General features: G+C 54.8%; 11 protein-coding genes. 5 read left to right on the top strand and 6 right to left on the bottom strand.

What is annotated here, in order from left to right:
- The first annotated feature begins 62 nt into the window (after positions 1–62).
- From FN037_RS19855 to folA, 4 genes are all read left to right on the top strand, one after another.
- Complete coding sequence (locus FN037_RS19855; protein WP_138361906.1) at positions 63–1,367, top strand: MFS transporter; 1,305 nt, start codon at positions 63–65, stop codon at positions 1,365–1,367.
- A gap of 95 nt (positions 1,368–1,462) precedes the next feature.
- Positions 1,463–1,996, top strand: coding sequence for a glutathione-regulated potassium-efflux system oxidoreductase KefF (kefF, locus tag FN037_RS19850; protein ID WP_138361907.1), 534 nt, complete (start codon positions 1,463–1,465; stop codon positions 1,994–1,996).
- Positions 1,989–3,854, top strand: coding sequence for a glutathione-regulated potassium-efflux system protein KefC (gene kefC, locus FN037_RS19845; protein WP_142503031.1), 1,866 nt, complete (start codon positions 1,989–1,991; stop codon positions 3,852–3,854). Before kefF ends, kefC begins: the two co-directional genes overlap by 8 nt.
- Before the next feature lie 197 nt (positions 3,855–4,051).
- Complete coding sequence (gene folA / locus FN037_RS19840; protein ID WP_138361909.1) at positions 4,052–4,531, top strand: type 3 dihydrofolate reductase; 480 nt, start codon at positions 4,052–4,054, stop codon at positions 4,529–4,531.
- 112 nt (positions 4,532–4,643) lie between these two features.
- Here the strand turns inward: folA and apaH are convergent, their stop codons facing one another.
- From apaH to lptD, 6 genes are all read right to left on the bottom strand, one after another.
- Positions 4,644–5,492: a bis(5'-nucleosyl)-tetraphosphatase (symmetrical) ApaH gene (gene apaH / locus FN037_RS19835; RefSeq protein ID WP_138361910.1), complete on the bottom strand. Its 849-nt coding sequence runs from the start codon at positions 5,490–5,492 to the stop codon at positions 4,644–4,646.
- A gap of 4 nt (positions 5,493–5,496) precedes the next feature.
- The gene (gene apaG, locus FN037_RS19830) at positions 5,497–5,874 is read right to left on the bottom strand and encodes a Co2+/Mg2+ efflux protein ApaG (protein ID WP_138361911.1); all 378 of its coding nucleotides are present in this window, start codon (positions 5,872–5,874) and stop codon (positions 5,497–5,499) included.
- Between the two features lie 2 nt (positions 5,875–5,876).
- Complete coding sequence (gene rsmA / locus FN037_RS19825) at positions 5,877–6,698, bottom strand: 16S rRNA (adenine(1518)-N(6)/adenine(1519)-N(6))-dimethyltransferase RsmA (RefSeq protein ID WP_142503030.1); 822 nt, start codon at positions 6,696–6,698, stop codon at positions 5,877–5,879.
- Positions 6,695–7,675: a 4-hydroxythreonine-4-phosphate dehydrogenase PdxA gene (pdxA, locus tag FN037_RS19820; protein WP_138361913.1), complete on the bottom strand. Its 981-nt coding sequence runs from the start codon at positions 7,673–7,675 to the stop codon at positions 6,695–6,697. The genes rsmA and pdxA overlap by 4 nt, the downstream gene beginning before the upstream one ends.
- Before the next feature lie 121 nt (positions 7,676–7,796).
- A complete protein-coding gene (gene surA / locus FN037_RS19815; RefSeq protein ID WP_142503029.1) occupies positions 7,797–9,083 on the bottom strand; it encodes a peptidylprolyl isomerase SurA in 1,287 nt (428 codons plus the stop codon).
- A 54-nt stretch (positions 9,084–9,137) separates the two neighbouring features.
- Entirely contained in the window at positions 9,138–11,480 is a 2,343-nt protein-coding gene (gene lptD, locus FN037_RS19810; RefSeq protein WP_142503028.1) for an LPS assembly protein LptD, read from the bottom strand.
- 244 nt (positions 11,481–11,724) lie between these two features.
- Between lptD and djlA the strand changes: the two genes are divergently transcribed.
- On the top strand, positions 11,725–12,552 hold the full coding sequence (gene djlA / locus FN037_RS19805; protein ID WP_138361916.1) for a co-chaperone DjlA: 828 nt from the start codon (positions 11,725–11,727) through the stop codon (positions 12,550–12,552).
- The last annotated feature ends 7 nt before the right edge of the window (positions 12,553–12,559 follow it).

Genomic DNA, 12,559 nt, shown 5'->3' with positions numbered 1-12,559 from the left:
TATTTCTCTGTCCCTACGCTCACTTTATTACAATGATAACCTCTGCATAGAGAGTGCGATATATGAACGATAAAATTCCCAGCACCCGCTGGCTGCGTATTATTACGCCGGTATTGATTGCTTGTATTATTTCGTTTATGGACCGGGTTAATATTAGTTTTGCGCTGCCCGGCGGAATGGAAACGGATTTAGGTATTACCAGTCAGATGGCTGGTGTCGCCAGCGGAATATTTTTTATTGGTTATTTATTTCTGCAAATACCCGGCGGCAGAATTGCGGTAAACGGCAGTGGCAAGACGTTTATTGCCTGGTCACTGATCGCCTGGGCGGTTGTGTCTATCGCCACCGGTTTTGTGACTCATGAATATCAATTGCTGGTGTTACGTTTTATTCTCGGGGTCTCTGAAGGCGGCATGCTGCCGGTGGTGCTGACGATGATCAGCAACTGGTTTCCGGAAAAAGAGCTTGGTCGGGCGAATGCTTTTGTGATGATGTTTGCCCCACTGGGCGGCATGCTGACCGCGCCAGTGTCGGGCGCCATTATTGCGGCGCTGGACTGGCGCTGGCTGTTTATCATCGAAGGGCTGCTGTCGGTAGTCGTGCTGGCGGTATGGTGGTTTATGATTAGCGACCGCCCGGAAGAAGCCCGCTGGTTGCCGGAAAGCGAGCGTCAATATCTTGTCACTACGCTTGCGGCTGAACGAGCGGTAAAACTGGCCGAAGCGCCAGTGAGCAATGCGCCGGTGAAAGACGTGTTCCGTAACCCTGGCCTGATGAAGCTGGTGATCCTCAACTTCTTTTACCAGACCGGTGATTATGGTTACACGCTATGGCTGCCGACGATCCTTAAAGGACTGACCGGCGGTAGTATGGCTAGCGTCGGATTCCTCGCCATACTGCCGTTCATCGCGACCCTGGCCGGGATCTACGCGATCTCGCTATTCAGCGATCGCAGTGGTAAACGTCGTCTGTGGGTTCGTTTCTCGCTCTACTGCTTCGCGGCGGCGCTGGTGGCCTCAGTCGTGCTGCGCGAGCATGTGGTGGCGGCTTATATTGCGCTGGTGGTCTGTGGTTTCTTCCTGAAGTCGGCAACCAGCCCATTCTGGTCGATGCCCGGACGTATCGCCTCGCCGGAAGTGGCCGGGAGCGCTCGTGGTGTGATTAATGGTCTGGGTAACCTTGGCGGTTTTTGCGGTCCATATCTGGTCGGCGTGATGATTTATCTTTATGGTCAGAACGTCGCGGTCTGTGCGTTGGCCGGGTCGTTGATCATTGCCGGAACCATCACTTTCTTGTTGCCGAAGAAGTGCGACCTTGATACCTCCGAGTCGGATATCGCGGTCAATAAACAGCCGCGGAATGCGTAAAATAACGCGGTATAGATCGCACTTATCGTTGTAAGCGTTTTGATTAACTGTCTACACTCTTGCTGATTACTACAGGAGCGAATGCAGGCTAATCAATGATTCTTATAATTTATGCGCACCCTTATCCGCAGCACTCGCATGCGAATAAGCGGATGCTTGAGCAGGCAGGGAGGCTTGACGGCGTAGAGATACGCTCCCTCTATCAACTGTACCCTGATTTTAATATCGACGTCGCCGCCGAACAGGCGGCGCTGGTTCGCGCCGATCTGGTTATCTGGCAGCATCCGATGCAGTGGTACAGCGTGCCGCCGTTGCTGAAACTGTGGATGGATAAAGTCCTGTCGCACGGCTGGGCATATGGTCACAACGGCAGCGCGCTGCGCGGTAAATCGCTGATGTGGGCGGTGACGACCGGCGGCGGTGAAAGCCACTTTGATACTGGCGCTTTTCCCGGTTTTGATGTTCTGGCCCAGCCGCTACAGGCGACCAGTCTGTACTGTGGCATGAAGTGGTTACCACCGTTCGCCATTCATTGCACGTTCGTCTGTGATGATGAAACCCTCCAGGCGCAGGCGCGCCATTATCGGCAACGTTTAATAGAATGGCAGGAGGCACATCAGAATGGATAGCCACACGCTTATACAGGCGCTGATCTATTTAGGTTCTGCCGCGCTGATTGTCCCGATTGCCGTGCGCTGTGGGCTGGGATCGGTGCTCGGCTATTTAATCGCCGGGTGTATTATCGGCCCGTGGGGGCTGCGGCTGGTCACGGATGCTGAGTCAATTCTGCACTTTGCTGAAATCGGCGTGGTGCTGATGCTGTTTGTCATTGGCCTGGAACTGGATCCTCAGCGCCTGTGGAAGCTGCGCGCTTCGGTGTTCGGCGGTGGGGCGTTGCAGATGGTGGTCTGCGGCACGCTGATTGGGCTGTTCTGTATGTCGCTTGGCCTGCGCTGGCAGGTGGCGGAGCTGATAGGTATGACTCTGGCGCTCTCCTCAACGGCGATTGCGATGCAGGTGATGAACGAGCGTAACCTGATGGTGACGCAACTGGGCCGTAGCGCTTTTGCGGTGCTGCTATTCCAGGATATTGCCGCTATTCCGCTGGTGGCGATGATCCCGCTGCTGGCGGCGAGCGGCGGCTCGACGACGCTGGGCGCGTTTGCCCTGTCGGCGCTGAAGGTCGTGGGGGCGCTGGCGCTGGTGGTGGTGCTCGGGCGCTACCTTACCCGACCGATGCTGCGCTTTGCCGCACGTTCCGGCCTGCGAGAAGTGTTCAGCGCCGTGGCCTTGTTTCTCGTATTTGGTTTCGGATTGCTGCTCGAAGAGGTTGGCCTGTCGATGGCGATGGGCGCGTTCCTTGCCGGGGTGCTGCTGGCGAGCTCGGAGTATCGTCACGCGCTGGAAAGCGATATCGAACCGTTTAAGGGCCTGTTGATGGGGCTCTTTTTTATCGGTGTCGGCATGTCTGTCGATTTTGGTACCCTGGCGACCCATCCGCTGCGCATTCTGATTTTACTGGTGGGTTTTCTGGTGATTAAATCCCTGATGCTGTGGCTGATTGCCAAACCGCTGAGCGTACCGCGCGCCCAGCGCCGCTGGTTTGCGGTACTGCTGGGACAGGGGAGTGAGTTTGCCTTTGTCGTGTTCAGCGCAGCGCAGATGGCCCATGTGCTGGACAGCGAATGGGCGAAGGCGTTAACGCTGGCCGTCGCACTGTCGATGGCGGCAACGCCGATTCTGCTGGTATTGCTGACGCGTCTGGAAAAATCTACGGGGGGCCAGCAGCGCGAAGCTGATGAAATTGATGAAGAGCAGCCGCGGGTGATTATCGCCGGATTTGGTCGTTATGGGCAGATCGTCGGTCGTGTGCTGCTCTCCAGCGGCGTAAAGATGGTTATCCTCGATCATGATCCTGACCATATCGATACCTTGCGCAAATTTGATATGAAAGTGTTTTACGGCGATGCCACGCGCGCTGATCTGCTGGAATCCGCCGGGGCGGAGAATGCGGAAGTGTTGATTAACGCTATCGATGATCCGCAGACCAGCCTGCAACTGGTGGAACTGGCAAAAGAGCACTTTCCGCATCTGCACATTATTTCCCGTGCCCGTGATGTTAACCATTACATCAAGTTGCGTCAGGCCGGGATAGAAGCACCGGAACGTGAAACCTTTGAAGCGGCGCTGAGATCCGGGCGCATGACCCTGGAGGCTCTGGGGCTGGGGGCATACGAGGCCAGGGAGCGCGCCGATCTGTTCCGCCGTTTTAATCTGCAAATGGTTGAGGAGATGGTGGTCATGGCGGAAAACGATTCGGCTTCCCGGGTGGCGGTGTTCAAGCGTACCAGCGAGATGCTGGCCGATATCATCAACGAAGATCGCAACCATTTGTCGCTGGTTCAGCGTCATGGCTGGCAGGGGACGGAAGAAGGAATACATACTGGCGATATTGCTGATGAGCCGCAGAATAAGCCGGTGTCATGAAATGAATTCAGGGTGTCACGTGAGTTTTACAAGTAATATTTTGTTTTCCATTTAAATCCGCTGCTGGCGGCTCACCAGGCTTACGTGGGCTTGCCAGCAAATCTAAAAATTTCCTTATTCTTTACTCTCTGTCCAGTCGACGAAGTATTACGCTTTCCGTATAGTGGCGGCAATTTTTTGTATTCGGGAATTAATCAATGATCAGTCTTATTGCGGCGTTAGCGGTCGATCGCGTTATCGGTATGGAAAACGCCATGCCGTGGAATGTGCCCGCCGATCTCGCCTGGTTTAAGCGCAACACGTTAAACAAACCGGTAGTGATGGGGCGTCTGACCTGGGAATCCATTGGTCGCCCTTTACCCGGGCGTAAAAATATTGTTATCAGCAGCCAGCCGGGCACCGACGAACGCGTACAGTGGGTAAAATCGGTTGATGAAGCCATTGCCGCCTGCGGCGATGTCGAAGAGATGATGGTGATTGGCGGCGGTCGTGTTTATGAACAGTTTCTGCCGAAAGCGCACAAGCTCTATCTGACGCATATTGACGCGGAAGTCGAGGGTGATACCCACTTCCCGGATTACGATCCGGATCAGTGGGAGTCCGTATTCAGTGAGTTCCACGACGCCGACGCGCAGAACTCTCATAGCTACTGTTTCGAGATTCTGGAACGTCGTTAATCGGTCGTGGTCATGCAGATTTGTCGGCCTGATAAGCAGCTATCTCAGATAATGATGTGGCGTGAATGCCGGATAGCGGCGTAAACGCCTTATCCAGCCGACAACATAAGACTCAGGCGTTTACCGCTTCGCCTTTGCCTGAATCAAGATGACGGTTCGACGGCTGCACAAAGTAGCGTTTATCTTCCCAGCGCAGGCAGGTGAGATCCCCGCCCCAGCAGCAGCCGGTATCCAGCGCATAGATCCCTTCCGGCGTGCCTTTTCCTTCCAGCGAAGCCCAATGACCGAAAGCAATGCTGTATTCGCTGGCCACCGGGCCAGGAATGGCAAACCACGGTTTTAGCGGCGCGGGGGCGTTTTCCGGCGCCTCTTTGGCGTACATATCCAGTTGCCCGTTCGGAAAACAGTAGCGCATGCGGGTAAAGGCGTTGGAAATAAAGCGCAGGCGCGCCAGGCCGCTGAGTTCATTGCTCCAGTTATTTGGCATATCGCCGTACATGGCGTCGAGGAAGAACGGGTAGGAGTCGCTGGACAGCACCGCTTCCACATCGCGAGCGCACTGTCTGGCGGTGGCCAGATCCCATTGCGGGGTAATCCCGGCATGGGTCATCACCAGCTTTTTCTCTTCATCGATTTGCATCATCGGCTGGCGACGCAGCCAGTTGAGCAACTCATCGGCATCAGGCGCTTCAAGCAGTGCTTTTAGCCGATCCTTCGGCTTATTGCGGCTGATACCGGCGAAAACCGCCAGCAGATGAAGATCGTGATTACCCAGGACGATGCGTACGCTATCGCCAAGCTGTTTCACGAAACGCAGCACTTCGAGAGAACCGGGACCGCGCGCGACCAGATCGCCGGTGAGCCACAGGGTATCAACCTCAGGATTAAACTCCACCTGCTCTAATAATGCGATCAATTCATCGTAACAACCGTGAACGTCGCCAATAAGGTATGTAGACATTGTTTTAATGGATGAGCGTTGGTACTGCGAGACGGAAAACAGGGATTTCAATGGCGAACGGCGTACCGTTCACATCGATCATTTCATAATGACCCTGCATGGTGCCCAGCGGCGTTTCGATAACCGCGCCGCTGGTGTATTGAAATTCGCCGCCAGCGGGAATATATGGCTGTTCGCCGACAACCCCTTCCCCCTGAACTTCGGTCTCACGACCATGACCGTTGGTGATAAGCCAGTAGCGGCCAAGAAGCTGAACCTGAGTCCGCCCCAGATTGCGAATGGTGACGGTATAAGCGAAGACGTAGCGCTCTTCTTCCGGGGAAGATTGCGATTCGATATAGACGCTTTGCACCTGCACACACATTCGGGGCGAATTAATCATGGTTAGCTCTCCTTGACAGGGGGATGATCGGATAACCAGTTAGCTAGCTGACAGTACTGCGCCACGGAAATATTCTCTGCGCGCATTGCCGGATCGATGCCCAGTTCGCTCAGAACCTCTATGCTGAACAGATTACCAAGGCTGTTGCGGATGGTTTTGCGCCGCTGGTTAAACGCCTCGGTCGTAATACGGCTCAGCACGCGTACTTCTTTTACCGGATGGGGCAATGTGCGGTAAGGCACCAGACGTACGACGGCGGAATCGACTTTAGGCGGCGGCGTAAAGGCGCTCGGCGGCACTTCAAGCACCGGGATTATCTGGCAGTAATACTGCGCCATTACGCTTAACCGACCATACGCCTTACTGTTCGGCCCGGCGACCAGACGATTGACCACCTCTTTTTGTAGCATAAAGTGCATATCGGCAATGGCATCAGTATAGCTGAACAGATGAAACATGAGCGGCGTTGAGATGTTATATGGCAGGTTGCCGAAAACGCGCAGCGGCTGGCCCAGGTTCCGGGACAGCTCGCCGAAGTTCATGGTCATGGCATCCTGCTGATAAATCGTCAGCTTTGGCCCGAGAAACGGGTGGGTTTGCAGACGGGCGGCCAGATCGCGGTCCAGCTCGATGACGGTCAACTGGTCGAGGCGTTCGCCGACCGGCTCGGTCAGCGCGGCGAGGCCGGGGCCGATTTCAACCATTGCCTGACCTTTTTGTGGATTGATGGCCGAGACAATGCTGTCGATCACGAAGCGATCGTTGAGAAAGTTTTGCCCGAAGCGTTTACGGGCTAAGTGGCCCTGATGGACTCGATTATTCATTGAGTATTAACAATCATTTTGATGGCGAGATTAAGCGCCGTGATAAAACTGCCGACTTCCGCTTTCCCCTGGCCCGCGAGTTCAAGCGCGGTACCGTGGTCAACGGAAGTGCGAATAAAAGGTAAACCGAGCGTAATATTCACGCCGCGGCCAAAGCCCTGGTATTTTAGCACGGGCAGGCCCTGATCGTGATACATCGCGAGTACCGCATCGGCATGGTCGAGATATTTTGCCTGAAACAGGGTATCCGCCGGTAACGGGCCGCTGAGGTTCATGCCCTTCGCGCGCATCTCTTCCAGCACCGGAATTATCGTATCGATCTCTTCCGTGCCCATATGGCCGCCTTCACCCGCATGCGGGTTCAGGCCGCAAACCAGTACGTGCGGGTCCTTGATGCCAAATTTGCTGCGCAAATCATGATCGAGGATGGTGATGATTTCGCGCAGCAGCTCGGGGGTGATCGCCTCGCTTACCGCTTTGAGCGGCAGATGGGTGGTCACCAACGCCACGCGAAGCGCTTCGGTTGCCAGCATCATGACCACTTTACTGGCCTGTGAACGCGCTTCGAAGAACTCAGTATGGCCGGTAAAGGGGATTCCCGCGTCGTTGATAATACCTTTATGCACCGGCCCGGTAATCAGCGCGGCGAATTCGCCGTTCAGGCAACCATCGCAGGCGCGAGCCAGCGTGTCGACCACATAACCGCCGTTTTTGACGTTGAGCACGCCCGGTTCAACCGGCGCATTGAGGGCGACGGGAAGCAGCGTCAGGGTACCTGCGCGTTGCGGTGTCGCCGGCTGCGTGGGTTCGTAAGGCAAAAGGGATAAAGAGAGACCGAGCAGCTTTGCTCTGTCAGACAACAGCGCGCCGTCAGCGCAAACGACCAGTTCGACCGGCCAGTCGCGCTGTGCAAGCTGCACCACGAGGTCGGGGCCAATCCCTGCGGGTTCGCCGGGAGTGATAACAACGCGATTCATACACTTCATCCTTCAGACGATCTTTTACTGGCTGCGCTTCGTCACCCCGGTCAAAGGCCGGGGCGATTCGCTTAGCCGCCTCGATACACCCTGAACGATGTTGTGTATGAGGCTTATGCGATTAGTTGTTCAGAATCTTAACGTAGGCGCTGGCGCGCTGTTCCTGCATCCAGGTGGCCGCTTCTTCAGAGAATTTGCGGTTCATCAGCATGCGGTAAGCGCGGTCTTTTTGCGCGGCATCGGTTTTGTCAACTTTGCGGGTATCCAGCAGCTGAATCAGGTGCCAGCCGAAAGAGGAGCGAACCGGGGCGCTGATCTGACCTTTGTTGAGATGCATCAGCGCATCGCGGAACGCCGGATCGAAGACATCCGGCGTCGCCCAGCCTAAATCACCGCCCTGGTTGGCGGAACCAGGATCTTCGGAAAACGCTTTCGCTGCCTGAGCGAAGGTGGTTTTACCGCTCTTAATGTCAGCCGCGATCTGCTCCAGCTTCTCGCGTGCCTGATCGTTGTTCATAATCGGCGACGGTTTCAGCAGAATATGACGAGCGTGAACTTCGGTGACCGAGATGTTCTGGTTGCCGCCGCGCATATCGTTAACCTTCAGGATATGGAAGCCAACGCCGGAACGAATCGGGCCAACAATATCGCCTTTCTTCGCGGTACTCAGCGCCTGAGCAAAGATGCCTGGCAGCTCCTGAATACGCCCCCATCCCATCTGGCCGCCTTTCAGCGCCTGCTGGTCGGCAGAATAGGTAATAGCCAGTTTGCCGAAGTCTGCGCCGTTGCGCGCCTGCTCAACCACCGAGTTTGCCTGCGCCTGCGCAGCGGCAACCTGCTCGGAAGTTGGATTTTCCGGCAGCGGGATCAGGATGTGGCTAAGATTCAGTTCGGTGCTGGCATCGTTCTGATCGCCAATCTGTTTGGCCAGCGTTTCCACTTCCTGCGGCAGAATGGTGATGCGACGACGAACTTCATTGTTACGCACTTCCGCAATCAACATCTCTTTGCGAATTTGATTACGATAGGTGTTGTAGTTGATCCCGTCATAGGCCAGACGGCTACGCATCTGATCCATGGTCATATTGTTTTGTTTGGCGATGTTGGCGATGGCCTGGTCGAGCTGATCGTCAGAGATCTTCACGCCCATTTTCTGGCCCATCTGCAGAATGATCTGGTCCATGATCAGCCGTTCGAGGATCTGATGACGTAAGGTTGCGTCATCCGGCAACTGCTGCCCGGCCTGGTGGGCGTTAAGTTTTACCGATTGCATCAAACCATCGACGTCGCTTTCCAGAACAACGCCATTATTGACGACAGCCGCTACTTTATCGATAACCTGTGGGGCAGCGAAACTGGTATTCGCGATCATGGCGATACCGAGAAGCAGCGTTTTCCAGTTCTTCATACTTTTTCCATTTCAATTAACCGCAATTGCGGATTACGTTGTAAACCAGCCACATCACAGGGAGCTCTGGTACGGTAAAATGTTCGAACGCAGCATTTGTTGGGTGCCGAGGCCGTAGTTGGAACTCAGACCACGCAGCTCAATGTTAAAGCCGAAGGTATTATCGTATTTGCTTTCGCTGCTGTCGTTATCCCAGCCGTTGATCTTGCGTTCATAGCCGACGCGGATAGCGTAACAGCAGGAGCTATACTGCACCCCTAACATCTGGTTCGCTGATTTTCTGGTATTCGTGTCGTAGTAGTACGCGCCGACGACAGCCCAACGATCGACGATTGGCCAGCTGGCGGTGATACCTACCTGCGAAATCCCATCTTTATACTGCTTAGCGGTGGAATACGAAGGCAGTGTCGCCTGAATGTACTCCGGGCTTGCGTAACGGTAGTTAAGTTGTACTAAACGGTTTTCGTCGCGACGGTATTCCACGGTTCCGTTGCCGGTTGCGACGTTATCCAGACGCGTATCGTACTGAATGCCCCCGCGTAAACCCCAGTCATCGGTGATGCGCCAGTAGGTGTCGCCAGCCCATACCAGTGAACCTCGCGTGTCGTTGTTCTCCCAGTTGATGTTATCGTCACCGGTTCGTGCCTCGGTGAAATAGTAGATTTGACCAACGGAAATATTAAAACGTTCAACGGCGGCGGAATCATAAACGCGCGATGTGACGCCGGTAGTCAGCTGATTGGCCGAAGCAATACGGTCGAGGCCGCTATAGGTGCGGTCGCGGAACAGGCCATTGTAGTCCGATTGCAGCAGCGTGGAGTCGTAGCTGCCGATCTTGCTCTGGTCACGATAGGGGATATACAGATACTGCACGCGCGGTTCAAGCGTCTGGGTGTAGTTCTCTTGCATATCGCGCTCGAAAACCATTTTGCCATCGACTTTAAACTGCGGCATGACGCGGTTAACGGAATCTTTATAGTCAGTCCCGTTGGCTGCGTTATAAGTATCAAGGTTGCTCTGCTGATAATGCGTTGCCAGCAGTTTTGCCTCGGTATCGAGACTTCCCCAGCCGTTAGACAGCGGCAGATCGATGGTCGGTTCAAAGTGAACCCGGGTGGCTTCCGGCATATTGCTGTTTGAGTTAACAAAGTGCACCGCCTGGCCATAAAGATGGGTATCAAACGGGCCGACATCGTTCTGATAATAATTGACATCCAGCTGCGGTTCGGCGGAATAGGCGTTACTTGATTCCCGGTTAAAGACCTGGAACTGCTTCGTCGACACGGTGGCGTCAAAGTTCTGATTGGCGTAGCCCGCGCTCAGTTTTTGCGTGGCGTAGCCGTCGGTACTGGAACCGTATTTGGAGCTAAAATCGTTGAAGTAATCGGGATCGCTGACTTTGGTGTAGTCGGCATTCAGACGCCACACCTGGTCGATAACGCCGGAATGCTTCCAGTAGAACAACCAACGGCGGCTGTTGCCGTCGTCCGGGTGATCGTTGCGATAAATGCTATCCGATGGCAGATAATCGAACTCCAGCAGGCCGGTGCCCGCCTCGGTGAGATAGCGGAACTCGTTTTCCCACATGACGCCGCCGCGCTTGCTCATGTAGTGCGGGGTCAACGTGGCATCGAAGTTAGGCGCGATATTCCAGTAGTAAGGAAGATAGAACTCCACGCCGTTTTTGGTACTGTATTTGGCGTTCGGGATCAGGAAGCCTGAGCGGCGTTTATCGCCTACCGGCAGTTGCAGGTAAGGGCTGTAAAAAATCGGCACCGAGCCGAGTTTAAACCGCGCGTTCCAGATTTCCGCCACCTGCTCCTGGCGGTCGTGGATAACTTCGCTGCCGACGACGCTCCAGGTGTCAGACCCTGGCAGGCAGGAGGTAAAGCTGCCGTTTTCTAATATCGTATAGCGGTTTTCGCCGCGCTGCTTCATCAGGTCAGCGCTGCCGCGGCCCTGACGACCCACCATTTGGTAATCGCCCTGCCAGACGTTAGTATCTTTGGTGTTCAGATTCGACCAGGCCTTCGGCCCTTTCAGGATCACCTGATTGTCGTCATAGTGAACATGGCCGAGGGCGTCAATCGTGCGTACGGGTTGCGCCTGGCCTGCGGCCTGCTGCTGATGAAGCTGAACCTCATCGGCCTGGAGACGGCTGTTCCCCTGATTAATATCAACGTTGCCGGTAAATACGGCATTATCAGGATAGTTGCCTTTCGCGTGATCGGCATTAATCGTCACCGGCAGGTCGTTGGGCTTCCCTTCAACCAAAGGACGTGTATAGGCAGGGACGCCAAGCATACACTGCGTGGCGAGATCGGCAGCGAAGCCTTGTTGGCTATACAAGGCGCTGGCAATCATGGTTGCCAGTAGGCTGGGAATACGTTTTTTCATACGTTGTATTTGTTGTTCCGTCATCATGTAGCAGCGGCTTGCAAACGGTCAGAGCCTAACGTACTCATCTTAATCGCGCTAGTGTTAATCCGGCCCGTTTTATTCCCGAGCGTTAGGCACCGTGTAGAATGACGAGTATGATAAAGCAAATTATAGGCTATGTCCCATAATTGACCGAGGCGTCAGCGCTTTGTAATGTGCGGTCAGATATAGCTTAACTGGCGGCTGAGAGATTGGGGAGTCTATGCAGTATTTGGGGAAAATAATTGGCGTTGCGGTGGCGTTGATGATGGGGGGCGGCTTCTGGGGCGTGGTGCTGGGCTTCTTAGTCGGGCATATGTTTGACCGTGCACGTAGTCGCCGTTTGAATGTGTTTGCCAACCAGCAGGAGCGCCAGTCGCTGTTTTTTTCCACCACTTTTGAAGTGATGGGGCATCTGACCAAATCGAAAGGGCGTGTCACTGAAGCGGATATTCATGTCGCCAGTCTGATGATGGATCGGATGAATCTGCATGGCGAAGCGCGTACCGCGGCACAGCAGGCATTTCGGGTCGGAAAATCAGATGATTATCCGCTGCGCGAGAAAATGCGTCAGCTGCGTAGCGTCTGTTTTGGGCGCTTTGATTTAATTCGGATGTTTCTGGAAATTCAGTTGCAAACCGCCTTCGCCGATGGCGAGTTGCATCCGAATGAGCGTGAAGTGCTGTTTGTTATTGCCGATGAGCTGGGGATTTCCCGCGCCCAGTTCGATCAGTTCCTGCGTATGATGCAGGGCGGCGCGCAGTTTGGCGGTGAGTCGCAGCAGCAATCGTATGGCCAGCGCGGCGGCCATGCCGGTTGGCAGCAGGCGCAGCGAGGGCCAACCCTTGAAGATGCCTGTAACGTATTAGGGGTAAAGCCCACTGATGACGCCGCGACCGTTAAGCGCGCCTATCGTAAACTGATGAACGAACACCATCCGGATAAACTGGTGGCGAAAGGCTTGCCGCCGGAGATGATGGAGATGGCCAAGCAGAAAGCGCAAGAGATCCAGAAAGCCTGGGAGCTTATTAAAGAGCAGCGCGGATTCTGAATTACCG

The sequence above is a fragment of the Klebsiella sp. 2680 genome, assembly GCF_900198535.1.
Lineage (GTDB): Bacteria > Pseudomonadota > Gammaproteobacteria > Enterobacterales > Enterobacteriaceae > Klebsiella > Klebsiella indica.
Note: the sequence above shows the minus strand (reverse complement) of the source record. Positions and strands in the feature narration are given on the sequence as shown.

What these genes read in the sequence shown, in the direction of transcription:
- djlA (WP_138361916.1), top strand. Translation starts at nt 11,725, where the DNA reads ATGCAGTATTTGGGGAAAATAATTGGCGTTGCGGTGGCGTTGATGATG.
- kefC (WP_142503031.1), top strand. Translation starts at nt 1,989, where the DNA reads ATGGATAGCCACACGCTTATACAGGCGCTGATCTATTTAGGTTCTGCC.
- lptD (WP_142503028.1), bottom strand. Translation starts at nt 11,480, where the DNA reads ATGAAAAAACGTATTCCCAGCCTACTGGCAACCATGATTGCCAGCGCC.
- FN037_RS19855 (WP_138361906.1), top strand. Translation starts at nt 63, where the DNA reads ATGAACGATAAAATTCCCAGCACCCGCTGGCTGCGTATTATTACGCCG.
- apaG (WP_138361911.1), bottom strand. Translation starts at nt 5,874, where the DNA reads ATGATTAATTCGCCCCGAATGTGTGTGCAGGTGCAAAGCGTCTATATC.
- apaH (WP_138361910.1), bottom strand. Translation starts at nt 5,492, where the DNA reads ATGTCTACATACCTTATTGGCGACGTTCACGGTTGTTACGATGAATTG.
- folA (WP_138361909.1), top strand. Translation starts at nt 4,052, where the DNA reads ATGATCAGTCTTATTGCGGCGTTAGCGGTCGATCGCGTTATCGGTATG.
- rsmA (WP_142503030.1), bottom strand. Translation starts at nt 6,698, where the DNA reads ATGAATAATCGAGTCCATCAGGGCCACTTAGCCCGTAAACGCTTCGGG.
- kefF (WP_138361907.1), top strand. Translation starts at nt 1,463, where the DNA reads ATGATTCTTATAATTTATGCGCACCCTTATCCGCAGCACTCGCATGCG.
- pdxA (WP_138361913.1), bottom strand. Translation starts at nt 7,675, where the DNA reads ATGAATCGCGTTGTTATCACTCCCGGCGAACCCGCAGGGATTGGCCCC.
- surA (WP_142503029.1), bottom strand. Translation starts at nt 9,083, where the DNA reads ATGAAGAACTGGAAAACGCTGCTTCTCGGTATCGCCATGATCGCGAAT.